The organism is Nonomuraea sp. NPDC003707, assembly GCF_053587055.1.
Window position 1 is genome coordinate 1 of sequence record NZ_JBSFNK010000039.1, and the last position, 24,375, is coordinate 24,375.

Annotated in this window: 20 protein-coding genes and 1 pseudogene; 8 read left to right on the top strand and 13 right to left on the bottom strand. The window is 64.4% G+C overall.

Features of this window, described 5'->3' with window-relative positions; all coding sequences use genetic code 11:
* Positions 1-54 precede the first annotated feature (54 nt).
* Positions 55-702, bottom strand: a complete 648-nt coding sequence (locus tag ACWDRB_RS55130) for a hypothetical protein (protein ID WP_449908660.1) — start codon at positions 700-702, stop codon at positions 55-57.
* A 243-nt stretch (positions 703-945) separates the two neighbouring features.
* Between ACWDRB_RS55130 and ACWDRB_RS55135 the strand changes: the two genes are divergently transcribed.
* Positions 946-2,289 (top strand): hypothetical protein, encoded by a 1,344-nt coding sequence (locus ACWDRB_RS55135; protein WP_449908661.1) that lies wholly within the window; start codon positions 946-948, stop codon positions 2,287-2,289.
* A gap of 220 nt (positions 2,290-2,509) precedes the next feature.
* Here the strand turns inward: ACWDRB_RS55135 and ACWDRB_RS55140 are convergent, their stop codons facing one another.
* The 5 genes from ACWDRB_RS55140 to ACWDRB_RS55160 are packed head-to-tail and all read right to left on the bottom strand — an operon-like array spanning position 2,510 to position 5,725.
* A complete protein-coding gene (locus ACWDRB_RS55140; protein ID WP_449908662.1) occupies positions 2,510-2,785 on the bottom strand; it encodes a hypothetical protein in 276 nt (91 codons plus the stop codon).
* Between the two features lie 40 nt (positions 2,786-2,825).
* On the bottom strand, positions 2,826-4,217 hold the full coding sequence (locus tag ACWDRB_RS55145; RefSeq protein WP_449908664.1) for a hypothetical protein: 1,392 nt from the start codon (positions 4,215-4,217) through the stop codon (positions 2,826-2,828).
* Positions 4,214-4,810: a hypothetical protein gene (locus ACWDRB_RS55150; RefSeq protein ID WP_449908666.1), complete on the bottom strand. Its 597-nt coding sequence runs from the start codon at positions 4,808-4,810 to the stop codon at positions 4,214-4,216. Before ACWDRB_RS55150 ends, ACWDRB_RS55145 begins: the two co-directional genes overlap by 4 nt.
* Positions 4,807-5,286: a DUF7665 family protein gene (locus ACWDRB_RS55155; protein WP_449908667.1), complete on the bottom strand. Its 480-nt coding sequence runs from the start codon at positions 5,284-5,286 to the stop codon at positions 4,807-4,809. Before ACWDRB_RS55155 ends, ACWDRB_RS55150 begins: the two co-directional genes overlap by 4 nt.
* A gap of 13 nt (positions 5,287-5,299) precedes the next feature.
* Positions 5,300-5,725 (bottom strand): hypothetical protein, encoded by a 426-nt coding sequence (locus ACWDRB_RS55160; RefSeq protein WP_449908669.1) that lies wholly within the window; start codon positions 5,723-5,725, stop codon positions 5,300-5,302.
* 202 nt (positions 5,726-5,927) lie between these two features.
* Here ACWDRB_RS55160 and ACWDRB_RS55165 point away from each other — a divergent pair, with 202 nt between their 5' ends.
* The 5 genes from ACWDRB_RS55165 (at position 5,928) to ACWDRB_RS55185 (ending at position 11,296) form a co-directional block, all read left to right on the top strand.
* Positions 5,928-6,287, top strand: coding sequence for a hypothetical protein (locus ACWDRB_RS55165; protein ID WP_449908671.1), 360 nt, complete (start codon positions 5,928-5,930; stop codon positions 6,285-6,287).
* Positions 6,284-7,408, top strand: coding sequence for an ImmA/IrrE family metallo-endopeptidase (locus tag ACWDRB_RS55170; protein ID WP_449908673.1), 1,125 nt, complete (start codon positions 6,284-6,286; stop codon positions 7,406-7,408). Before ACWDRB_RS55165 ends, ACWDRB_RS55170 begins: the two co-directional genes overlap by 4 nt.
* Before the next feature lie 784 nt (positions 7,409-8,192).
* Entirely contained in the window at positions 8,193-8,795 is a 603-nt protein-coding gene (locus tag ACWDRB_RS55175; protein ID WP_449908674.1) for a hypothetical protein, read from the top strand.
* Positions 8,796-9,714: 919 nt separating this feature from the next.
* Positions 9,715-10,059 (top strand): hypothetical protein, encoded by a 345-nt coding sequence (locus tag ACWDRB_RS55180; RefSeq protein WP_449908676.1) that lies wholly within the window; start codon positions 9,715-9,717, stop codon positions 10,057-10,059.
* Positions 10,060-11,113: 1,054 nt separating this feature from the next.
* Positions 11,114-11,296 carry a hypothetical protein gene (locus ACWDRB_RS55185; RefSeq protein ID WP_449908678.1) on the top strand — a complete coding sequence of 61 codons (183 nt, stop codon included), beginning with the start codon at positions 11,114-11,116 and terminating at the stop codon, positions 11,294-11,296.
* 190 nt (positions 11,297-11,486) lie between these two features.
* Here the strand turns inward: ACWDRB_RS55185 and ACWDRB_RS55190 are convergent, their stop codons facing one another.
* Complete coding sequence (locus ACWDRB_RS55190) at positions 11,487-12,443, bottom strand: hypothetical protein (protein WP_449908680.1); 957 nt, start codon at positions 12,441-12,443, stop codon at positions 11,487-11,489.
* Positions 12,444-13,483: 1,040 nt separating this feature from the next.
* Between ACWDRB_RS55190 and ACWDRB_RS55195 the strand changes: the two genes are divergently transcribed.
* Entirely contained in the window at positions 13,484-13,648 is a 165-nt protein-coding gene (locus ACWDRB_RS55195) for a hypothetical protein (protein WP_449908682.1), read from the top strand.
* Positions 13,649-15,745: 2,097 nt separating this feature from the next.
* On the opposite strand, the gene ACWDRB_RS55200 is transcribed toward ACWDRB_RS55195, so the two are convergent.
* From ACWDRB_RS55200 to ACWDRB_RS55220, 5 genes are all read right to left on the bottom strand, one after another.
* Complete coding sequence (locus tag ACWDRB_RS55200) at positions 15,746-16,684, bottom strand: tyrosine-type recombinase/integrase (RefSeq protein ID WP_449908684.1); 939 nt, start codon at positions 16,682-16,684, stop codon at positions 15,746-15,748.
* 867 nt (positions 16,685-17,551) lie between these two features.
* Positions 17,552-18,340 (bottom strand): AbiTii domain-containing protein, encoded by a 789-nt coding sequence (locus tag ACWDRB_RS55205; protein WP_449908686.1) that lies wholly within the window; start codon positions 18,338-18,340, stop codon positions 17,552-17,554.
* Between the two features lie 246 nt (positions 18,341-18,586).
* Entirely contained in the window at positions 18,587-18,748 is a 162-nt protein-coding gene (locus ACWDRB_RS55210) for a hypothetical protein (protein ID WP_449908873.1), read from the bottom strand.
* Between the two features lie 567 nt (positions 18,749-19,315).
* Positions 19,316-19,648, bottom strand: a complete 333-nt coding sequence (locus ACWDRB_RS55215; RefSeq protein ID WP_449908688.1) for a hypothetical protein — start codon at positions 19,646-19,648, stop codon at positions 19,316-19,318.
* 381 nt (positions 19,649-20,029) lie between these two features.
* Positions 20,030-23,092, bottom strand: coding sequence for a hypothetical protein (locus ACWDRB_RS55220; RefSeq protein WP_449908690.1), 3,063 nt, complete (start codon positions 23,090-23,092; stop codon positions 20,030-20,032).
* Positions 23,093-23,118: 26 nt separating this feature from the next.
* Between ACWDRB_RS55220 and ACWDRB_RS55225 the strand changes: the two genes are divergently transcribed.
* A complete protein-coding gene (locus ACWDRB_RS55225; protein WP_449908692.1) occupies positions 23,119-23,454 on the top strand; it encodes a hypothetical protein in 336 nt (111 codons plus the stop codon).
* A gap of 136 nt (positions 23,455-23,590) precedes the next feature.
* Here the strand turns inward: ACWDRB_RS55225 and ACWDRB_RS55230 are convergent.
* A pseudogene (locus ACWDRB_RS55230) lies at positions 23,591-23,869 on the bottom strand (hypothetical protein); the annotation flags it as partial.
* Positions 23,870-24,375: the final 506 nt, after the last annotated feature.

Below are 24,375 nucleotides of genomic sequence, written 5' to 3' on the forward strand. Positions count from 1 at the left end.
CCACGCTGGTGTCCTCCAGGTCGATCTCCGTCGATGCCTGGATCACAGTACTCATCAGGTGCGTTCTCCTTGATCAGGAGTTACACCAGTGACCGTACAGACCCGGGCGCGGCCGATCGTCGCGTCGGTGACATCGACGGAATGACGATCTTCTCGAAGCCAGTCCACAAGTTGGTGAGGGTCGGTGATCAGGTCGCGCGCACTCAATCGGATGCGATTCCAGTCCGTCTCGTCGGGGTGTGCAGGATCCTCCAGCCGGAGGATGAGATCTCCGCGATCGCGACCGGTATGCAGGAGGCGGAAGCCTTCAGGGATCAATCCGTGGCGCTTGGCCGCGTCCAAGGCCCGACGATGAAGTGCTCTGGTGGCCTCGTCCGGGTTTTGGATATGCAGCGTCCCCCCTTCGTCCTGCAAGCGCTTGATCAGTTCAGCCGCCAGGGCGTGAGGTGATTGCGGCCTAAGGCTGACAGTTCGTCTTCCGCTCTTGGAAGTCACGGTGGGAGATGTCAGGGCCGCGGCACCCTGGTAATAGCCATGCGCGAGGTAGAAGCGGCCTGCCTCGGTTACCTCAGCGATCCAGATGCCGTTTATCCGTGGGGTCGAAACTAAGCCCCTGTCCCGGAGTGCGTAAACCGTACGAGCCAGATCACTGTGCTTGGCAGTGACCGACTCACCCTCCGCGATGCGGCGCAGGGTCGTCATTTGGCGCTCGTTCAGCTTGGCCCACCGACGCATATCACTAGATGACATCAGATCGCCACCGTACGCAACCAGATTGCGCCACAACGGTTCTTAACTCATGAGTATCACGACCAACCACGCTGATGTTGGGGCCTGCGATGAGCGCCGCAGAGCATCTGAGGGCAGACGGTGCCGTGGACGACGGTCCGCTGGGTGTAGGTCTCTGCTGTGTGCGGCGTCGCGGGTAGGGCTAGCGTTGTCGCTGTGACCCCCGAACATCTGGAGCTGGTGGCGGCGCTGGTCGACCTCATCTCCGATGCACGACTACGAGCCGGCGAACATGCCGATCTGACCGACCGGGAAACCGCCGATGCAATCGCCGAGTCGCCAGCGGGTGACGCCGTACGCCAGGCGGCGAACGCGGCCGCTCGGGCCAACGGGTATCTGGACGGCGTGTGCGGCGATCGACGTGCAGGCCGGGCGTTGCAAGGCGATGCGCTATTTCGGCTCGGGGTCGCCGCCTTGCTCAGGTCCAACCACGAGTTCAACGCCGAGGCTCTGGCCGGGCAGCTCGCCGCGTACTTGGCCGGGCCGCCCCAAGACCTGTGGCACTATTTCGTTCTCAACATCGACTGGGAGCTGCCAAGGTCGGTCGACCTCGGCGGATGGAGGCTTTCACGACCCGGCGTAGACGAGTGGAGAGCCCAGCGGCCGGTTCCGATCGCAGCGGAGCACGCGCCCACCCGGGCGTGGGATCCGTTGTTGGAGTCGGGATGGCATGTCGTCCTGGCCGCCCCGGCCCCGGAGCAGGCACCCGTGCGGGATTTGCCTTTGCGGTTGTTCTCCCGCGGCCCGTCGACAAGGTCAGTGTGGGCGCCGCTCCTGGCGGTCAACCTGTGGTCGGACGAGCCGGCCCGGGTCGTGGCCGAGTATGTGGTGGAACCCGGCCGGACCGTCGACTGCCTGTACTCCTCGATCCCGTACACGTACACCGGATCACCAGGCGATGAGTACGAGGTCCCGCTGCTCGGGCCGCTTCACGTGGACGACAGCCACAGCGAGCGGCTGATCCGCTTCTTGACGAAGATCACTACACGGCTCACCGAGAAGGACCTCGGCAAGACGCTCCACGACCGCATCCGGCGCAGTGCGCTGCGCTTCCTGGACACATCGGACATGGTCGGCTACGACGCCGATGTGACGTTCCCCGACGACGAGCCGCAGGTTGTGCTCAACTACATGACGTCACTGGAGAACCTGCTTTCTGGCAGTGAGAACCACACAGATCTCTCTCGCAGGACGGCACAACGCGCCGCCGTCCTTATCGGCAAGGATGACGGCGATCGCCTGCGCACACTCCGTTGTGTGAAGGACGCCTACAACGTTCGCAGCAGCATCGCCCATGGCAGCGATCCACACCCCCGCAAACTGACCGAAGCCGCCACACAGGTCAGATCGATCCTCCGCCGGGCGCTCGTCGCAGCGATCGTCCTCGGCGAGACAGAGCTGGGCCCCTTGTGTGATGAAGCGCTCTTGTCCCAAGGGACGCTTCGCGAGAAGATCAACAACCCGCTCGCAGAATTCCACTCGCTTATCCATGCGTCTTAAATCCTGGCCCGGAGGAGAGAGAATCGCCAAACTGTGGGTGGCGAACCTACGCCTAAGCAGCATGATGCATTCACTGATCATTCCTGCCACGACCATTTCGACGTATGGACGCGCGCCAGCGAAGTCAGTCACAGCGCGGGCGGCGTTGCGATGTCTGGTGGCCGTTGGTGCCGGGACTCGTGTGGCCGGTGCCCGCTGTAGTGGATCAGGTAACCACGGATCACCAGGGCCAGGCGGCATTTTTGCCGAGGATCAGAATTCGATTCAACAGTTCGCAGCACAGGGCGCCGATGCCCCGCTCGCAGATTGCGTACATCCCCGGCGTCCGCGGCATGGTGGTAATGTTCCGCAGCACTTCAGCCGCGCACACCTCCCTGACGCGGAGGTGAAGAGCAGGTCCCGGCTGTGGATCAGAAACCACAGCCCGGCAATACGGCCACTCACGTCCATCATCAAGTTGCGGGCCTGCCAGGTCAATCGGCTGATATTCATCCATTGAGGCAACCCATTTCCGAACTAAGCAGCCGCATCCGGTCCTATAGCGGAATGCTGATGATGTCAGCGACCACATTAGCGGCTGCGCTCTGCAGGTCCATGGTGACGAGGTCGACGGCCAGGATGTCGCAGCCTGTGCCGCCGTGCAATTCCCGGGTGGCCTCGGCAAGTCCGATGCAGGCGGCGACGATGCCAACAAACGATGCTCCCACTGCTATGCCGGCGAGTTCGACCATTCCGCAAGCGTCGTGGTGATTTCTCAAATCTGCGAATGCCTGGGTGGCTGGGACGGCTGTCGGGCGTGGGTCGGTGGCCCAGGCCTCGACCTCGTCGCTGGCCTGGTTGCCGGGGAATCGGCGCATCAAAAGGGAGGAGAAGCTCTCCGATCCGCTGCCAAGGCCGATGTCGATGGCGGTACGCCAACCTACGTTGGAGATCATGCGGCGGGTGCGGAGGTTGTCGACGCCGATGAGTGCGACATGGCTTTCGTCTGCGGCCCGGCGAAGGTCTGGTCCGAGGCGGCGCTCGATGATCTGCGTGGTGAATCCGGCATGGTCCAGCGCTGCCGCGACCAGACGGGTCTTCGGGGTTCCGAGTGAGTCGCGTGGAGTGAGAACACCCGTGCTGTGGTTGCCGGGTACGGTCCGATCGACGTCTTGCAGAATGATGTGAACCTCGGCCGGGTCCAGGTAGGGCAACCAAGAGATGGCCCAACTGTAGGCCTGACCGAGGTGGCCGAGGCCCACGAGCCACCACGAGTTGGGGGCGTGAACGAGCGCCGGGCCGTTGTCGCTGCCGTCGTGGCTGAGGTTCCACAGGTTCAAAGTGATGTCGCGGAAGCCGGCATCACTGCCTGGTCGGGCTCGCATGTAGGCGAAGCCTTCGCTGATCGCCAGCGCCGCAGCGGTGATCGCCGCGAAGACACATGGCTGGCCATTCGGTTGCTGCGGCGGTGGTTGACCGGTGTGGACGTGTGCGGCCCACCCCGACCAGGAGGCGCGGAATATGGGGCGCGGCTTGCCGTGGCGTCGGGCATGGTCAGGGGGCACGAAAGCGTCAGCCCCGATGAGGACCGCGGGCCAATCGGCAGAGTCGGTGCTGATCCTTTCTCGGTCCTCGTTCGCGACCAGGTGGGCGCCCTGATCGGTGATGGCCTCCGCGAGGGTACGGCCGGTGAAGGGCCCCCTGGCGATGAGGGTCTCTGGTGCGTCGAGAATGGCGGCGGCAGTGCCGAAGGCCCTGGTAGCGGTCGCTACTGCGGTGAGCAGAGCCGCCTGTCCGTTGGCGTCGGAGCATGTGGCGTTGTCAGCGGAGATGATGATCCCGGTGGCGGCGTGCGCCGTGATCGCCGCTTGGAGGGTGGGTTGTGAACCGTCGTGCGCGGCCAGGAGGACGGTGCGGTTGATGTCATCGGGCTTGAGAGGTGCGGTCATCGCGAGCTCCAAAGGGATATGCGGCGCTTGAGGCGGGCGCCCAAACGCCGGAGCGCGGCGAAGGCGGCTGCCGTCTTGCTGACGGTGTGATGAGAGGCATGGACGTGCAGGATGTCGGCGACGTCGTCGCCGAAGTGCGAGGTCCAGTGGCCGCGTCCGTCGAAGACGTGGACGCCGAATTCGCTGATCGTGATGGGGACCTGGGCGAACCGGGGCGCGATGATCGCGATGTGTCCGGGCAGTGCCACCATGGGATGCGCGGCGTCGATCTTGCTCTGGCCGACATAGGAACGGGGATGGGTGTGGATGTCGCCGACGACGCGGAGGTTCTGGTCGCGGCAGATCACGCCGAGAGCGGTGTAGCCGTCAGCGCCGAAACTGATTGCTCCCGTCAGGCAGTTCTCGTCGAGGTCGTCGTAGAACGCGAGGCTGACCACGGTTTCTCCTCGTTCCTGCGGCTCCGTTATCGGATTGGCGCCCGCCAGCAGGAATGCTCCTGATTCGCGGCTTCCTTGCCCGCGGCGGGCGAGTTCGTCGAGGAGTACCTCAAAGAGAGCCGCATCGATCGTGAGCCGAGGGTTCGGGGTGGTCATGAGGTCTCCGGCCCAGGTTGGGGTAGTACGGCGTTTTGGAGTTCCAGGTAGATCTGCTGCAGGTAGAAGGTGATCGTGCGGCTGGGGTTCCATGCTCGGTTGGGATGCTCTGCCGCCCAGTTCGCGTGGGTGGCCAGCCCTTGGCGATCGCATGCCATATACGGGGCGTTCTGGTTTCCGACCGACCAATCGGTGCGGAAGATCTGCGCCGCGGTTCCTCCGGTGGGCCATTGCTCGACCGGAAGGGGAGCACCTCGTCCTAGGTCCCATGGCTGCCCGCTGGGGGGCAGGCGTGGGTAACCGTCCAGCAGGATCTTCATTCCGAGCGCGTGGCCGTCGCCGGCGGTGATCGCGACGAGCAGGTGCGGCCAGTCCAGGGTGACCAGTCGCCAGAGCCCGGCATCGACCCCGTTCTCGAATTCGTTGGAGGCGAGGTCGAGGTCGAGCCGTTGCCTGCTGGGGTCGATGCCAGGCACAGTCATGCGGTGCTCAGCCCTGGGGGCGCACGAGGTGCACCAGGTCGAGTGCTGCTGTGCAGGTGCCCTTGGGCGCGTACACGCCGATCGGGCTGGTGGCGGGAAGATCGTCAGTAGAGCCGGGCAGCCGCAGGACCAGGTCAGCAGCGTCCGTGTCACTGAGCTCGAACTCGGCAATTGCCTTGACCCGGACCCGCTTGAGCCGAGTGGACGGGGCCGTGGTGATGCGGACCTGGGAGCCCGCGTAGGAAACCGTGACGGCGATGGCACGGCAGGGGTGAACGATCACGTGCCCCGGGTTGTCGCCGAAGATCTCGGCGACCGTCGCGTCGATGTCGAGCTCGACCTCCTCGTCCAGACGGTAGGCGATGTCATCGGCCTCGAGCGTCAGCAGTTCCCGCATGCGGGTACCCGGAGAGACCTCGGAGTGCGTGAGCACGGCTGAACCTGCAGCCGAGTAGGTGTGGATACGCATCTACGTCTACCCTTCATGATCCTTTGAAGTTTGCCATCCAGATCTATGCCTGATCCACTTCCTAGTGAAGCATAGATCTCGCGATCTCGGTTAACTTTTGAGGCCAGACACGTCACGCGAGTCGCTCGTCGCCTCAACCGCTAGCTGGAATACTGGAGGAGTGATCATGACCGTGATGGACACCGGACTAGCGCAGATCATCACGTCGTCCGTGGCGTTGGCCCAGACGTGGCCAGGCGCAAGCGATCAGGTGATGATGCTCATCCACGTGTTGCGGATGGCAGCACCGAGCCTGGTCGAAGTGTTCCAGCTCGGGCTGGTCACCATGATCATCCCCCCGCCTGAGAGGATCTCCTCTGAAATCACACTGAAGTTCAGGAGTGTTGTGATGACCGCGAACGCGAAGGGCCAGGAAGGCGAAAGCATCTTGCAGCCCCACCTTCGGCCTGCTGCCGTCCGGAGGCTGGAGATCACCGACCTTGTCGCCGGTGGACGGTCGGGGCTCAGGCTCAGGATGGTCGGGTGACCGCACAGAATGAACCAACTGGCATCACTCCAGGGTGGTCCCTTCATCCCGGTGCGCTCCTGCGACAGGTTCTGGAAGCTCGCGGGATTCGCCAATCCGAACTCGCCGAACGCACAGGACTGACTCCGAAGCACGTCAACCAGGTCGTGAAAGAGATCATCGGGATATCCGGGGATGTCGCATTGCTCCTTGAGCGAGCGCTCGGAATCGATGCAGAGTTTTGGATTCGAGCCGATGCGGACTATCAAGCTTATTCCAGCCGGGAACGCGCCAAGGCGTCTCTCGCCGAATACACAACATGGGCTAACGCGTTCGATCTACCAACACTGACTCGGCACGGAGTCACTAGCCAAAACGACGACCCCGTCCACAGAGTGGATAAAATACTTAAATTCTTCGGTGTAGCCAGCCCCGAAGCATTTGAGCAAACGTGGCAACGGCCACGGGTGTCATTCCGCCGAAGTCAGGCCTTCGCCGTTCTGGAACAGAACACCGCCCTATGGCTTCGCCTTGTTGAATGCAGTGCAGAACAAGCGGAGGTTTCACGCCTACGGGTGAGCACCCTTCGCTCGGCCGCGCGAGCTATCCGAGGAATGACAAATCTAACCATCACCGACGGCTTCGCGACGGCCAGAGATGCGCTCGCTGAGGCCGGAGTGGTTCTCACCTTCGTCCGGCAGGTCCCCGGCACTCGCGTGTGTGGAGCCACATGGTGGCTGGGAGCTGATAGACCGGTCATCGGGTTGACCGAACGAAATCGCAAGCCCGACATCTTCTGGTTCACCTTGCTTCACGAAATCGGCCACATCGCCCTCCATCCCCGGCGAACCACCTTCCTGGACTTGGAAGGAAATCCTGATGATGCACCCGAACAGGAAGCTAACTCTTTTGCGGGGGAAATGCTTTTCCCAGGTAACGCCCGCGACCTGATCGCACGGGCGACCACACGTCAACAGTTGCTACTTCTGTCCGCCAAACTAGGCATAGGAACCGCCATCGTTGCAGGCCAGCACGGGCATCTAACCGGACGATGGGCCGTTGGAGGCAGCCTTCGCGGCACAATCACCGATAAGGACGTCAATCAACTAGAAACAATATGCCCGATAAGACTTCACGGTTGAGGTAATAGTCCGTCAGCTCCCTAAATGCATCGCAACCGTTACGGCCAAATCATTCAACGCGTCTGCGCGTGGTGGAGGCCGTTCGACGTGAACCGGTATGGACGGTAGATCGAGCGCCGATGGACGGTGATGGCGGCGCTTGACGCCCGGTGAGGAACCGGTGGCAACCAGCACGCTGACCCCGGACGCCGATCCGAGTGTCTGGACACCGAAGCCATTGGCAGTGCCGGTCGCATGTCTGTGCAAGAGCCACGTGGGACGCTTTCGCCGGGCGCGGACTCGGTTCGATTCTGCGGTGGTGGATGGTCTCGCGTGCCGCGCGCTCAGGTTTCGAGGTCGTGCGAGTCATGGTCTTGGCAGACAATCCGGCGTTGCTTTCATACCACCTTGGGCAGGGAGGGGGGTAGGGGAAACGGTCAGCGGGGATGAGGCGGGCGTGCTCATCGAGGTAAGCGGCCAGGTCCGTGACGACCTGCCGGTCTTCGCGGAAGGAGGCATCTTCCTCGTATCCAGCCTCCCTCTGAACCGGATATGTTCGCCCAACGATGGTGTCCGGCGGTGCGGCACGGACCGAGTATCGGCCGTGGACAGAGGCACCAAGTACGGGGCTGATTCAGTGCAGGGGCCAGGTCCATGACGATGACCTGCGGTGATGCACCCTACGGAAGCGAACAAAATCTGCGCTCTGTCAGGTGTGCCGCCTTGCGAGAATCTTGCCGGCCGCCCCATACTTGCCTTCAGCAAATCTCTTGTACTGATTCAAAATCTTGTGCATCCTTCAAGCATGACTTCACAGGAACTTCTGGACGACATCTTCGCCATCCGCTGGCCGCTGCCGCACTTCCCCGAAAGCGACCAGACCCCTCCACGCGTGCATGGCGCCGCGGTGGACGACGCGTGGAGGCTCCGCAACGCCTTCCTCACTGGCAGGCTGAAAGCCGCGGCGGCAGACCACGGCCCGGACTTTGATCCGCTCCTCGTCGCTCTTGAGGACCTCGTCGCGATCAAGAAGGCCGCCGATGAGCAGATCCGGCTGCTCCTGGCCTACGGCCGGGTCTACGTCACCCCGCGCCCGCACACCCTGGAAACCCTCGGCCAGGCCGCCGGCCTCACCCCCTCCGGGGTCAGCCGCGCCTTCGGCGCCAAGGAAATCCTCGCCGTCGGAGACCTCACTGGTCGGCGTCCCGCTGCGGCCGAGATCGACGATCACCATCCCGATCTCTTTCCCGGCGATGACAGCCGACGGCGGTGCACCTGGGGAGGCAGCAAGAACAACCCGTGCAGCGGCAAGCCCAAGTACGCCGTCACCGACAAGTCCGGCACCAAGTGGGCCTGCTGCGACAGCCACCTGCCCGGCTACCTCCGCTCCCGCCCCACCGGCACCTGAGCCGGACGAACACTCTCTGTACGGGCCGAGTTTCGGCCGCCGACGGCGCTCGGGACGTGACCGGCACCTCGAGGAGGTCACCGCCTACCTGGCTTCCGCACGCCCCTCTGTATCGTTCCTCTGCGCGTTTCGTCTTCGGGGTGTCGAGGCCGCAGGTGGTCAGGTACACCCCAATCACCGCACGGTATTCGCGGCATGCCTGCCCCTGGAGGTTGCGTTCTGAGAGTAGAAATCGGCCATCCGGAGTGAACACGGGTTTGGCCACTTGTCGCTGTAAGACCATCAGTTGATGCCGGAGCGCCAGGATTTCGATCTCCTTGTCACGATCGGCTATCGGTAGCAGTCACATGAATGAGAAGGTGTTCGTGACGGCGAGGTAGGCCAGGCGCAGCAGCACGAGAGATCATCTTGCCGATTCCGGTATTGCCCCGCGAGCTTCGGAAGGGACTCGTATGATCGCTAAGCAACGCTGCGACCTGCATGGATGAATTCTCGGTGCCCGCACCGTCCGGTCCGGACCAGACCCGCCTCCAGCCGCAACCATCCAGAACGTAAGCTCGCCAATCGAATATAAAGTGAGAACGGTCAAGGAATGCCATCCGCCCTATGGTTGCTCGTCGGCACCTAATACGACATAGCGCTGGGCGGCATTCTTAGACATTTCTTTTAATCCGTAGGTTCCGGGTTCGGGCTCCGGGCGCCCTACCACTCTGATCTGCAGATTCACCCATCCCTTGATCAAAGAATCAAGAGGTGGATCATACCTGGGTGACGTCTGGGACACACCGACACCACGGAGCTTTCTGGCAGCGCACTTAGCGTGGCGTCTGGTTCGTCGGGCGACGCCGGAGCCGAAGTGTTCGTTTCCGCAGCCTGCGACCTGTTCTTCGCGCTGTGGTGAGTACCAGGCGGCATGTCGATGGGTAGCGCGCCCGCCGACGGGTTGTGGTTTCAGCGCGGCGCCGTGGTGGCGGCCGTAGAGATGGTGCTCGGCAGCGCGGCCGACGCGTTCGGGCGGTCGCTGACGCTGCCGAGCGTGTCCGGGACGCTGGCCGGCGCGTTCGCCATGGGTAGGCGCCGTCGCCGGTTCTTGTCCGGTCGGCTGCTCGGGCCGGGCGGTGGCGGCATCTCGATCGACAAGCTGAACCCGAGCGTCACGGTGCAGGGCGTGCTCGACCCGAGCGACCCGGGCAGCATGTGCCGTCTCGGCCTGCAGATCCGCGACACCATTCGCGACCTCGAGCGGGAGGCGTTCCGACCGTGAGCGACATCAACGTTGAGCGCAGGCCGTGCCGCTGATCACCGCGCTGCGGTCGGGCGTCGACATGGCCGAGGTGGTCGGGTGACCAGTGACGCGGTGCGCGAGGGCACCGCCTCGGAGGAGGAGGTCACCTACCGGCTGGCGCAGATGGTGAGCGTGCTGGGCCTGTGCGCGGCCTACGACTGCGATCGGTGGGACGAGCTTTCAGGCGGCCAGGCGGCGACGCGGTGGCTCGGCGGCTCGTTGCGGTCGGCATGGTCGCCGCCGCGAACCCAGGATGGCGCAGACTGCCACATAACCATCCAGTCGTCGAGGCCGGGCGTCCAGACGGGGAAGACGAGGCGGGCGGCACCGTGGCGGAGGGCGTCGAGACAGCGTTCTCCTTCGGGTGGATCGTCCATCCGGCCACGCTGCCAGGTCGAGCCCCATGAGCAGGCAAAACAGCCGGACGGAGAAGCCTCAGCCTGCGTTTGTGCGTGAAACGTGAAGAATTCTCCAATTTCGCTTTTAGCGAACGAATACGTTTCCTGTGGGGCTTGTGAGGCATTCAAGACACGCCTCCTGGGTGCGACGTCCGCTCACCGGGCGGTCAAACTCGAGGGCAAGGAAGCCCGCGTTCAGTCCACTGAGAGGTTCCGGATATTCGGCATTTCAGGAACCGTTACAGCGGCATTCACATCAAGATCGATAAGCTTCTTGCCTGCTTAAGCGCACTCGCGAGAACCCGCCCGACAAGGTCTCCCGATCAACCTCCGGACGAAGCCATCAAGATCTTTAAAGCGCTAAATAACTGTACCCTACCTGCGGAAACGCTAAGTACATGCTAACTCGTACTATGCGTTCACGATCTTGGCGAGGTGAACGGGAGGCCGCATTGTTCTGGTACGCGCCGAGCCTTAGAGCCACCGATACTGGGAGTGGAAACCCCGCCCCGGAAAACCGGGGCGGGACGCGATTCGACTGAGCGTAAGCCGTCGCCTATCACGGTAAATCGACACCTCCATGGTAGGCGACGGCGACGGTACCCGGTCGGATCACTCTCACAGAGGAGATCCACATGGACCTGACCATTCCCCTCACGCTGCCGATCGACCTGGGCGCGCTGCTGCGGCCGCTCCTCCCCGCCGCGGTGGGCGAGGCTCGGCCGTGGGTGGCGGCAGCCAGCATCTTGCTGATCGTGCTCGTGATCGTCGTGCTGCGGCAGATGCCGCCGATCTGCTCCATCAGCGTGCGCCTCTAGCGTCCGTCCGGCGGGATGCCAGCCCGGTCGCCGCACAGGCCGGGCACACCCCCACGCGCGCCGCTTCGCCCCTCCTCTGCCATAGCCGGGTTTGCCCAGCATCCCAAGAACCATCAAGTGACGCTCGCCGCGACCGTCCGATGATCATCGGAGATGTCCGGAGGAGCGAGGGATCTGGCTGCGAGCCGGTTCAAGGCGAACCGAGTCTGTCCCACCTGGTCCAGTTTTCAGGTGGAGCAACCTCCAACCATCGAGGTGGCGGATTGATCCGAATCGGAGCGGGGTCAGCCTCGGGCGCATCCTCGAGATGTCCCCGGAGAACGGTGCCGTCAGGAAGCTTGAGCAACAGGTCAACGCCAGCGTTCGGCCACTGGCCATGCACGTAGCTGAGTGCAGCACGCGCGTCATACTGCATGGCGCCAGATGGCAGGACCTCTGGACGTGCCAGAACCAGGACCGCCTGGCTTACTGCCCGGCCGGGAAGGGTGCCCAGCCCGTGAACGCCATTGAGGTGGGAGAGGATGAACGCGAGGTTGTCCCGTTCGCGCCTCGGCAGGTCTCCGCTGATCAGTGCTCTTGCGAATCCTTGTACGGCGCGGAAGAAGTAGCCCAGCTCGTCGCGGTCCATAGTCGTGGGCCGGACGGGGTTTCCCTGCACAGGAGATGATTCAACGCGTCCATCGGCATGAACGATGAGTTCCCGGTGAACGAGGGAGTGCCGAAGGGGCAGGGTGTCGGCGTACAAGTGCATGTACCGCTTCCATAGATCCACCTCGTTGAGGAAAGGCTTGTGCCGGGCGAATCCGTTCCCTGTGGCTGCGGTCTTGCACTTGGCCTCGATGGTCATCGGGTCGCCGTTGGCCTTGCGTCCCAAGATTTCATCAGCCACCAGGTCCAAGATCTTCCATGCGGACCCGAACACGATCGGGGTGACGTCCAACTCCCGAGCACTCGCACCGTTGACGTAGGCGACAGCCCTGGCGGGCATGCCGCCGGGCAATGCGTGGACCCGCGGAGATGTCCGGTCTTCATCCCTGAAGTCCACGACCAAGAGTCCCGTCGTCATTTCGAGTGACGGTGCGATCGCGTCCAGCACGTATCGCTCGAACGCGCTCAATTGCGCGAACCGTCCAGGGTTGAAGGCCATACCGAGGATGACGACTGGAGGTGGTTCGTGGTTTACACGGGGGTGGTGGTGCTATTGAGGAGATCGGGGGCGCTCACGCCTTTGCCATGACTCCGCGGGTGTCACGAACGTGCCAGCGCCCCGGCGCCGTGACGTCCAGCCCTCCTCCGCGAGCGTCTTCATCGCCCGCACACGGTGCCGCGGGCCACCTCGAACTCCTGCTGCAACCAAGGGCCTGCAGGAAAGAACTCGTAGCATTCCGGTGTTGCGGTCGATGGTCTGGTACGGGCGTGTCGGTATTGACCGTGGAGATGTTGACGGCGAAGCTTGGGGCGATCTTGCCGCATCTGGATGAGCGACGGCGTCGGCTGCTCGGCGCCGAAGCTCGCGCCTTCCGCGCAGGCGCCGTCCTTGGAGTGTGTAGCCCGCTGATGTAGCCGCAATGTTCGATTAGGTCCCAGTGGAGGCGAGCCAGCTGATGTCGCCGAGGTGAGTGAGGTTTGTCCAGCGCGCAGCCAACCCTGCCCATGGGCTGGACCACCTCCAAGTGCCGGCACAGCTCCTCATCGCGGGCCACAGTGCACTTCTTGGGTTCAAGCGATCCGAATGGAAGATCACGCCGTCCACGTTCCCACTACGAGCGGCCACCGCCATCTGCAGTGAAGCGCAGGTCAACGCGGCATCGTGATACACAGGCGTGGCATAGCCCAGCAGCCAGCGCGAGAACAAGTCCTACGCCATGGTCAGATACAGCTTGCTCTCGTCAGGGTCGATCTGCGTCACATCGCTGTATCACACCACGTCCGCAGCGGGTGCGGTGAAGTTGCGCCCTACCATCCTGCATTTGGACTACATCTCAGCAAGTGGCTATATAGCTACTAAGTGCCTCGCGAAGGTGCCATCTCTCGAATCACTTCGATCGCGCTTTCTTCGAATCCACTGTCTAGAATCCTGAATCTATGTAGCCTCATCAGGGTGGACCAATCACGGCTTTGCCCATCAAGGCCACGTCGGTCCGCCTCCTTTTCCACTTCAATGAGGCCAAATCTACCAAGCATTTCATGAGAAGAATAGGCATCCCTCCCAAGGCCGTACCTAACAATACGGTCATCACTGAAGAGCCTAATCGGCCCGACCCCTTGATCGCGATGCTGCTGACGGGCAAGCGCGAGCAAAAATGCTATTTCGGCATCTTCCAGGAAATGGATCCATCCGTTTCGGAATAGACCGACCGGCAGACCGAAGACGTTCTCATGCATCTACACGCGTCCCGCCTTCATCCAGCAGCAGGAACCTCTCGTACCTTCCCATCCTCTTGGCTTCCGATGGGAGATGAACCAGGCGGACTTCTGTGTTAGATAGCCTTTTCAGAGCAGACTGAAGCATGCGCTGCTTCTTGTCGGCTACACTCACATATATCTTTCCAAGAATGTTGCCGAGCGACCGGTGCGGCAATCAAATCAATCCAACCCGTTTCCATCCCCCCGGACCGAATCGGTAGCTTGTTCTGCGGCCGTCTACCCTTCTTCGTGCGCATCTGCGCTTCACATAGCGCTATCAGGTAGAAGCGTAAGGCGATGCCACGTGGAGACATGATTCTCGTGGCGGGCGGACGATGCTCCGGAAGCGGAAGCCTGCGATCGGAAAAAAAAGCCATGGGCCAACTCACGACCTTCGCGGCAGATGAATCTATCTCGAACTTTTATCGCACTGGGCCATGCTCCTCTACTGGCGAGTCTGGCTGACGCTTCTGCAGCCATAGAAAGCATGGCGACCATACGGTCGAAGCGCCTGTGTACGAGTCGAACCCGGTCCTTGCTTCTCAAGATCTTCCTCCAGTCGTCGCCACGGATCTGGACGTCTTGAACTCAACGCCTTGACCCGCCTCAGGCTTTCCCCTGCAACGATAAATGATCTTCCTCCCGAGAACTCCTGAGGCGGGTCAAGGCGTTCTCTCAGTCTGGTGGCACTCCGTCTAGCGAGTCCACATGATGGCGGAGAAACCTTCTGGAGCAAGGCGTGTACACAGGCGCCGCGCGAAGACAAGCAAGGGGAACCACGTTGTTCCAACGGAAGATCGAACGGCCAACTGAGACGCCGACCCAGCAGAGGCTTCCTCATCGATGGGCACTGATATTGACTATTGCATTTGGGGCAGGGCTGGCTATCGCGCTGGCCAGCGGTCCAGCAGCTGCAGTGGTTGCTGGGGTCAGCATAGCCGCCAGTCTTCACCTGATGATCGAGTAGAGCTGGGCTATAGCCGACCGGCGGAAGCGCCGCACCCTTGGTTCTTCCGCGGGTGATTCTTATAGAGGGAGTGTCCACTCAACGGCTGATCTTGGAGACGACCCTCGAACGCGATCAGGAAGGCGCTCAACAGCGCCTTCCACCGCATGGTCCGCCCTCTTACGATTCTTGCCGTTGGATCCAGACTCATCAGAACCATGAACACGTACGGCGAGTGACCTGTTCATGGCAGCCAGGACGTACAGCAGCGTCCTGCTCAGCGCCTGGACATCGAAGAAGTCTCAGGCCAGCGGTGCGCCGGCCTGGTCGCGTAAGAAGTCGGCCCCGACGGTGTGTGCTCGTTCAGGAGGCAGGGAAAGGCTGTGGCCTTGGAAGGATCTCACACACGGTAGGGGCGGCGGGCGTGATACTGAGTATGGCCATCGCCGACAGTAAGCGCATGAGGAGTTCTCGAAGGCCAGCTGCAGCACCACGGACCGCACACAAAGGAGTCCTTCCATAGCCGGGATTTATGCCTTCTGCGGATTAGCGGCGAGCACGTCTTCGCGACTTGGCTGTCGCGGATCGGGCTGAGCCGGGAGCCAATGCCGCATCATGCCAGGCCATTGAACAGGGTCGGGCGCTCGCAAATCGAACGTAAAGAGGAACGGTCAAGGGATGCTAGCCGCCCCACGGTTGCTCGTTGGATGCTCGTCGGCACCTGATACGGTATAGCACCGGGTGGCATTCTTGGACATTTCTTTTAATCCGTAGGTTCCGGGTTCGAGCCCCGGGCGCCCTACCACTCCGACCTGCAGGTTCACCCACTCCCTTGATCAAAGAATCAAGAGATGGGTCATACCTGGGTCACCTCTGGGACAAGCAGACACCACGAGACTTTTCTGGCATTGCGCTCAGCGTGGCGGCCGGTTCATGGGGCGACGTTGGAGCTGCAGTGTCCGCTTCCGTAGTCGGTGACCTGTTCTTCGTGCTGTGGCGAGCACCAGGCGTGCCGTGGCTTCCGCTGCCGCGTGATGGAGTTCGGGCAGAACCGAGGTGTAGGTGTCGGAGGTCAGCACGATGCTGGCATGCCCGAGTTACCCCTGGACCGTACGCAGGTCCACGTGCGCGGCCAACGCTGTGCTGGCAGCGCCGTGCCGCAGGTCGTGCAGCCGTATCGGCGGCAGACCGCTGGCGGTCACCAGGTACCGGAACCGGTAGGTCAGGTAGTCCGGCCGTATCGGCTGACCGTCCGCGCGGGTGAACACCCAGCCAGCAGTGTCGAGCCCGCCCAGGTGCTGGCGTTGCTGATGGCGGCGCAGCAGGCGGATCGTCTCGGTGTCCAAAGCAATCGTGCGCTGGCTCGCCTCACTCTTCGGCGGGACGACTCGGAGCTGGCCGTTGACGTGAATGAGCTGCTGGACGACCGTAAGCTCACGGGTCTCCAGGCTGATGTCTACCCACCGCAGCCCGGCGAGTTCGCCGCGGCGCAGGCCGCGCAACGCGGCCAGCCACCACAACGAATACAACACGTCCTCGCGGACGTAGTCCAGAAACGCCGTCAGCTGTTCGGTCGTCCACACCGCCACCGCCGGACGCTGCCCTGTGGCCCGCCACACCGCCACCCGGCTTCGGGTCCAGACCTGGGCATGTGGACGCCGGACATGCGGTAGACGCAACCGGCGTGCCGGGTTCGTGTCGATCAGACCTTCGCGGATCGCCTCGTTAAGTGCCGCCCGCAACGTGGCGTGGACCCGCTGCACCGTAGACGGCGACAGCGCCTTGCCGTACCGATTGCGCCGCTGAACCAGGCCGGCGAAGAAGCGACGCAGGTCGACTTGCCCCGGCTCCGCGATCGGGATCCGGCCCAAACCGGAGATCAGGTGGATCCGCACATGATCGGCGTAACCCTGCCGAGTGCGCTCGCGAACGGGCTGGAGGGCCGTCAGCCAGTGGCGCAACCACTGCGCCACGGTGCACGCTGCACTCACCCCACCCGGAATATCGGCGGCGACGAGATCGCGGGCAGCTCGCATGGCGTCCTCTGCGCTATGGAATCCGCCCCGCCGCGTCCGCACTCTACGTCCGTTCGGGCCCAGTACCTGAATCGCGAAGCACCACGAACCGTGGCCTTCGTCTACCAGGTCGGGGCATGCCCTGTCCTGCTCCGAGCAACCACACCGCTTGTACACCACAGGCTCACCCATCGCGCCCCCTCTCCTCTTCACAGAGACGGGCGAACCAGGAAAACATGACGCCGTCCAGGCAGAGTTTCACTTTTCCGTGAGTGCCGAAAATTTGCCCCTATCGTGAGCTGGGATTTCACACGCTGGACACCTTCTTCTGAGCAAGCGCGGGACGGCGGCCAGCAGCTACACCGATGTGACGGGGCAATCCTTTAGCGGGCACGGGAACAGGCCATGGTCGGTGTGGACGAGTTGGCGTCCGATGGTCAGTTCGCGCCGAGCGGTGTCGAGATCGATCCAGCGCAACCGACGCGCCGTAGACCTCGGAGAGCGGTCAGCCACCACAGCGCGAACAGCCGGTCATTCCGGACGAGGGTGAGGAACTCGGTCAGCTGCTCGACCATCCACACCGCTACCGCAGGACGCTCACCGGTGCGCCGCCAGGCTTCGGCAGACCTCGCAGAACGACAACCGGCGCCTGCGCGATGTCGCCGCCGACATCATCACCGCCTTCACCGTGCCAGCCACCGCAGCTCGCCCTTTACCGACCCGCCGCAAGAAATCCCTCTGACCGCGCGGTTACAAGACGCCCGGCACGCCCTCCGGCGCCGTAAAAGCGGCTGGCCACATGGCCGCGGAGAAGGGAAGTTGCCCCCGTCGTGGTCAAGGTGAGCGGCGCGCGGGTCCTATCGCGTTGGGCGCTCCAACAGAAGAGCGCTACTTAAACCACTCCCAGTGCAGCCACTGACCGAGGCCCGCGACGGCCCCAATGACCGCGACGACCAAGGCGATCCACCATCCGGATGTGCGCCAGAAGCGTACCCATCTGGTGGTCGTTTCTGCGGCTCCGTGTGTAACGGTCGTGGTCGAAACACCACCGGACGTGCTTGGCATGACGAAATGGTTGGTACCGCCATAGACCGCAACGCGAGTAGCCTGGTCAGCCTGTTCCGATGACAGCGTCGCTTGTCCAGACATGATCTCCCCTACAAGATCGCTAGCCAGATCAACGAGTTTAGTACGCATATGGTCGAGCACGCCGAGCACCACGGTCGGTTCCACCCGCCAGGCGACGGCTGTGGCTTTTGTTTCTGGCGGGAGTTCGGCGTGCTGATTGATCATTTGAACGACATCGTCCGCGCGAGCGAGGTCGAAGGTCATCGCGTAGTTGTGCAGGTCAGCCTTGCGTGCATCAAGTTCTAGGGTGGCAACGTTCTGCCGCAGAACCACGCGGTCGTCTATGGCTTCGGCCAACTGCTCGGGGAGCGCGGACCGAACGAGTCGCTCGTGGTACTCGCCACCACTATTCTCCAGCGTGACCCACAGCGAGGCGGCGAAGGCGCGGTACGGCGGGACTTCATCGTCAGAGCCGTAGCCGGTGAGTTCTTTCACCGCCCACCCACGGAGGATGTCGGACTGGGTCTGGTTACCGATTGCCACGCACACACGGAGCACATCGGCCAAGGGCAGGGAGGAGTCCAGCGCACCAGTGACGATCTTGTCCAATAGAGGCTGAACTTGGGCACGTAGGGAGGTGGGATCTGACACGAGCCAAGTGTTGCGTTGATGTCCGACAATCTGTAGTGGTTAGCTTCGATCTTTCTCGACCTTGAGCTGGTTGGCTGAGGGTTTCGGCTGGAGGTCGATTTCCTCGCTGTGGTCAGCGTGGTGGCCCGGCTGTCGCGCCGAGTGAGCGGGGTTCCACTGGCCCGCGGGTTTTCCTTCCTGGTCGTGGGGCCGGTTGGATGGTGGTCAGGTCGGCGCTGGCAGGGCGTGCAGGCGGGCCAGAGCGGTGATGATCGGGATGACGCGCATGCCCTGGGGCCAGCCGGTCAGCTTCAGCAGGCCGGTGAGCTCGGCGACCCAGGAGCCGGGGCATGGCCGGTTCGTGGTGACGACGCCGCAGCCGGCCATTGACGCGGATGAGATGCTGAACAACCATGAGCTAACGGGTCTCCAGGCTGATGTCCGCCCACCGCAGCCCGGCGAGCAGACCGCGCAGCGGCCAGCCACCACAACGATACAAGACGTCCTCTCGAACGTAGTTCAAGAACGCCGTCAGGTGTGTGGTCGCCACACCGCCACAGCTGCACGCTAACCCGTGACCCGCCACACTGCTACCCGGCTCTGGGTCCAGACCTGGGCATAGGGACGCCGTGTTCGCGGCAGACGCAACCCCCGCGACCAACCTCGGCCCCAAGAGCGGCGGCAGTCGTTTCTCTCCCTGGCCGGGGGTGAGACCTGCGCCGCGGACAGGATGTTCCCCGAGAACCCGGCCGCCGCCAGCCCAGGTCGCTACCACCCGCGCGGCCGCGCCTGAACTTTGCCGCGGGGACGGCAGCGACCCCGGCCCGCCGCTGGAGGAGCACTGCTCGTGCTCTATCCCGGCCGCTCGACGAGGAGGTCGTCTACCGTCCGCGCGGCCGACCTCTCGGAGCGCAGGCGGCTCGGCGTGCGCACAGCCGCATGCTCGGTCGGTCATCAACGAATGTGGGTGACCTGCCCGTGATCATCGACGACGTACAGGTCGATGGTGAGGGCTCGCCGGACGCGGTCCGGGACACGTTCGACGTGCCAACGGATCGAAGCCGGAACGACCAGCGCGTAGCGGACTTCCGGATTCGGATCGATCATACGGCGCAGGAGCTGGCCGTAGGCGATGTCCAGATCGGTCCCTGGATAGCCGGTGTGGCCCTTGACCTCACCGATCAGCTGCTGGTTAGTGCGTGCGGCGACGATGTCGGGGCCGTCTCGGGTGGCCGGTTCGACGGTCCAGCCCTGCTCGGTGAGCCAGCGCTGGAAGGCGGATACCACTTGCTTCTCGGTCAGGAGTCAAGGGGTTCCGCTCGGTGTCATCGCCGCCCCAGCCCCGTGGCGCGGCGGTGCACGCATATAAAGCGCAGCGGCAGCAGACGCACGCGCCCGATGAATGGTCTGGCCGGAGGAGTACGACGCGGCCGGCGATGGCGGGCCGTATGCCGTCCACTCTGTGGGCAGGCAGCGTTCGCGTTGATCAGCGTGATCATGGGCCGACGCACTTCGCCAGTGGGCCGGGGCGCAAGCTCGGGAGCGATGTGCAGGTGCTGAAAGCGGCTGGTGATCAACGCGGTCTCCGATCCGGTGAGCGCTGTGCCCCGCTTGCGACGGTACGGCGGTGGTGGGTTGAGCGCATCCCTGGGCACGGCCCAGGAATGGTCAATTCCCTTTGTCATCCACCTCCGGGAGCGGCAGCCCGAATCGCTGGATGCGTTCCGCCTCTTCATTCTGACCTTGGTCATGGAGCAGGCCGAGCAGTTTCTGGGCGGCGTAGGGGGCGCCGACGTCGACCAGGGCGCGCAGCTCTTCGGCATGCTTCTGTCTGGCCTGCAGCGTGGCCAACTGCTGGGCGGCCTGGTGATGGCCAGCCTCCATCAGTATGCGCAGGTCCTCGGCCCGACCTTGCCGAGCCAGCAGCGTGGCCAGTCGTCGGACGGCTGCATGGTGGCCCGCGTGGGCGAGGGCGTGCAGATCTTCGGTCTGGCCGTGCTCAATCAGTGCCTGAATGGCGTCGTCATGGCCCGCCCGTGCCAAAGCCCGCAGTTCTTCGAGCTGGCCCTGCTCGGCCAGCAGGTCGGCCAGTGCTCTGATGGCATGGTGGTGGCCCGCCTCGGCCAGCAGGCGCAGGTCATCGATCATGCCCTGTTCGGCCAGCGTCCGGACGAGCCGATCTCCAGCAACGGGGTGAGCGGCCTCAGCCAGGGAACGCAACTCCTTGAGGAGGCCCTGCTCGGCCAGCAAATCGGCTAACCGATTGGCAGCGGCGGCGTTGCCGTCGTCGGCCAGAGCACGCAGTTCGCTGGTCCGGTTCTGTCCGGCCAGCAAGTCGGCCAGCAGTGTCTGGGCATTTTCCGGGCCGGGGCCGGTGAGAGCGGCCAACATGGTGATGGCCTCCCCGGCCTGACCATGCTCGGCCAGCAGTTTGGCCAGCCGGTAGGCGGCGAAGGTGTCGCCCGCCTCGGCCAGCTTCCGCAGGTCGTCGATGCGGCCGTGCTCGGCCAGTAGGCCAGCCAGCTCAGCGGTGGTTACGGGGCCGTCGGTGCTGATCAAAGCGGTCAGTTCCTCGATCGGAGCGCGTGGGAGCAGCAGGGCGAGCAGCCGGACGATGACGGAGCGGTGGCCTGCAGCGGCGAAGGGGCGCAGGGCGGCTATCGCCTCCGCAACATCGTCCTGCTCCAGCAACAGATCGGCGAGCATCGTCGCCACGATGGGGTAGCGGGCTGCCCCGGGGATGGCGCGCAACGCGGCAATCGCCTCCCCCGCCCGGCCCCGTGCAACCAGCACATCGACCAGCTTCTCGGCGGCGAAGTACAGGCCGTCGTCGGCGAGCTCGCGCAGGTCGTCGATGCGGCCCTGTTCGGCCAGGAGCCGCGTCAGGTGGTAGGCGGCAGGGTCGTCCTCGTCGAGGCGGCCCTGCTCTGCGAGCTCGCGCAGGTCGTCGATGCGGCCGTGATCGTCCAGCAGCCACGCCAGCTGCCCGACCGTGGACAGATCCCCTCGGGCGGCGAGAGTGCGGTGAAAGGCGATCGCCTCCTCAATCCTCCCGCGCTCGGCCAGCGCGTCGGCAACCAGCCAGGGATAGGGGAACGGGCCGGTGCCGACGTGCAGGCAGACGGCTTTGGCCTCGCTGACCCGGTCGCGTAGGAGCAGGTGCAGCACCAGCTGCTCGCCGGCGACGATGTCGCCGGTCTCGGCCAGAGGCCGCACGTCCTGGATCCGGCCCTGCCGGAGCAGCAACTCCACCAGTTGCTCGGAGGCGTCGCCACCCGCCGCGTAGGCTCGGCGCAGCAACTCCTCGGCAGCGGCGTACAGCAATAAGTATGAGGCGTGGTCGGCGGCACGCACCTGATCGGCGGGGCTGGTCACATGCGTGATCACGGCACGCCAGGTGGTGGCGGGCACCTTGGCGAACCGGCGTGCCCGGCCGATCTTCTGCAGCAGGTAGTCCGCCACCCGATATCCGTGAGCGCCCACCTCGCCCGGCGGAGCGACCGGATCCAGCACCGCGGCGCCGCGGACGAGCGGCTCGGTCAAGTAGGCCATGGCAGAGGCGAACCAATCGCGCGGCAGGGCACCGCGCTGCCGCAGATCGCAATAGCCCAGCGCTGCCTCACGCAGATAGTCGCTGGTGAGCGAGGATCGCACCCCGAGCCGGGCGGTATCGACAGCGGCGTGCAAGACGGCTCGGGCCGAGGGGGCAGCCCCCTCGGCGTGACGGGTCAGCACGGGCGCGCCGGCGATCGCGGGGAAGGGCTCGTGCGCGTCGAGCCACAGCCCGGCCCGTAGGCATCCATCGCGTTCGGCGGCCGAATAGGCACGTGCCTGTTCGGCGGCGCTCAGCCTGGCACGGATGGTGATCGGGATGGCCTGCTTCCTCACCACATCCCACTCGATCGCGTAGGCCCGAGAGTGCTCAGGTTCGGGCTGGCGGGCGTAGCCCTGGTAGAACTCCTCGCGCATGGTGGCGATCAGCAGCACGCCGGAGCCGGTCAGCGCGCGCACCAGATCCGGAGTGAGTCCCCCGCTTCCGACCAGGTAGTTCTGCAGCTCATCCAGCCACACGACCAGATCAGCGCACGGGTGCGCCGCGGCCTGACGCAGCTGCTCCACCCCAGCCGGGTGCAGCAGCCAACTGTCCGGCAGCACCTGCCGGATCGCCTCCAAGGCGCAGCGGGTCTTGCCTGTCGACGATTCCCCGACCAGCAGCAGCAACTGCCCGCGCCCGCCGGCGACAGCCCGCCGAATCAGCGCCCGCACACCGTTCGGATCGATGTCGGTATCCCGCTCCACGTAGACCGGCAGCTCCCGGTCGGCGCCGGGCACCTCAATGGCCGCATGCACGCCGCAAGCACGCGGATCAGCATCACCCACCCGCACTAGAGGAACGAGCCGTCGCAGATCCGGTTCCCGACTGTGCCCCGCGGCACGCCTGCGGGCAGCCTGCCATGCCTGGTGCTCCTGCCGGGGCACGTGGCAAACACGCAGGAACACCGCCAGAGTGGCCTCGCTGGAGCGTCCCTTGCCGATCAGGTCGCTCACGGTCTGCTTGGGCAGCGAGGCAGAGGGCTGCAGACGGCGTGCCGCAGCCGCCAACTCGGTGGGGCCGCGCCCGCCGGCCAGCGCGCTCAGCGCCTGCCGGAACTGCTCGGGCGTACGGACGGCAGCCGGGTCTGGCCGAGTGCTTGCCGGAACGGATGCTGCCAACGGCCGGCGCGTGCTCATCCGTCTGCCTCCATACCGGTCCGCTCGTGCATGGCCTGGTCGGCCGCCGGGTCGCGAAGCGCAACAGACGCTGCCTGGCGTTGACGCTCGGGCAGGTCCGACATGTCCACCGGGTCCGAAACCTCTGGCCGGACAAGCCCGGCACCGCGCCAATGGAACAGACCGGACCGGACATCGGCCCGGCCTTCCCGCCGAACAACGGAGCGCGCACGATCATGCCTACCCCGCACGAGTTCATCCTCCTGGCCGTGGCCGTCCTCAACCTCATCACCGCGGTGGTCGGCCAGCGCCCGCGCCCCACCCACCGACGGTCTCCGCGCGACAGACGCCCTGACGCTAACCAGTCCAACCCCGCGCCGTGATCGTAGCCGCACCGCCCCGGATCGTTCCGCGTCGTACCCAGAACGATGCGGAACGATCCGGAGCGATCTGGGACGTGTGACGGCGCGGTAATGCGGCAGTCGTAGCGGCTGGCCAGGCCGCGCCGAGCCCGGCCCTCTACTTGATGTGGATGTGGTCCACAGCAAGCCAGGCGTCCACCTCCAGGAGGTAGGCGACCTGCTGCGTAGAAGTCCACTCGCTGACGCCCGGCCGATCAGCGGTGAAGTCACGGCCGATCAGGTCGGGGATGCTGCGGAAGTCACCGTCTGGCACGATGGTGGCCGGCCGGAAGGCGCACGCCTGGGCCAGGAGGCCCTGCTCGCGAATCAGGGCGCGGACCAACTCGGCCGAGCAGTGCTCGCCGCAGCGGGCCAGGGCGGCGTGCACCCGCCGGTAGCCGTAGGTCTCGTACTAGCCAGCGAAGATCTCAGCGACCAGCGCCGCCAGCAGCGCGCGGCCTTGCGCGGTGGCCAAGGCCGGCCGCTCGCGCCACTCGTAGTAGCCCGAGCGGGACGCCCCCAGTCAGGCACACATCCGCGCGATCTTGTGGTGGGCCCTCTCCGCGTCGATGAGCTCGTACTTGGCGAGCGCCGAGCCGCCCAGCAGGACGAGCCCTGACAGCACCCCGCTCATGTCAGCCTTTTAGGGCTCGCCGAAATCTGCTGGGAGCCTCACCCCCTCGCCAACTCGCCTATCAACAGTCCCGGCCTCGTTGCCCCCACGCCGGGAGACGGGGGTTTGCGCTGACTGCCCCGGCTGGGCACGCGAACCACTACCGGGCTCGACCAGATAGCGATCAGGCTGCCGGGTCAGCAAAAGTCCCAGCAGGCCCATGAGCCGTTCGTAGGTGCTCCGCTGATCATCGCTTCGCATTAAGGCGAGGAGTAGCCCGACCGAGGCGC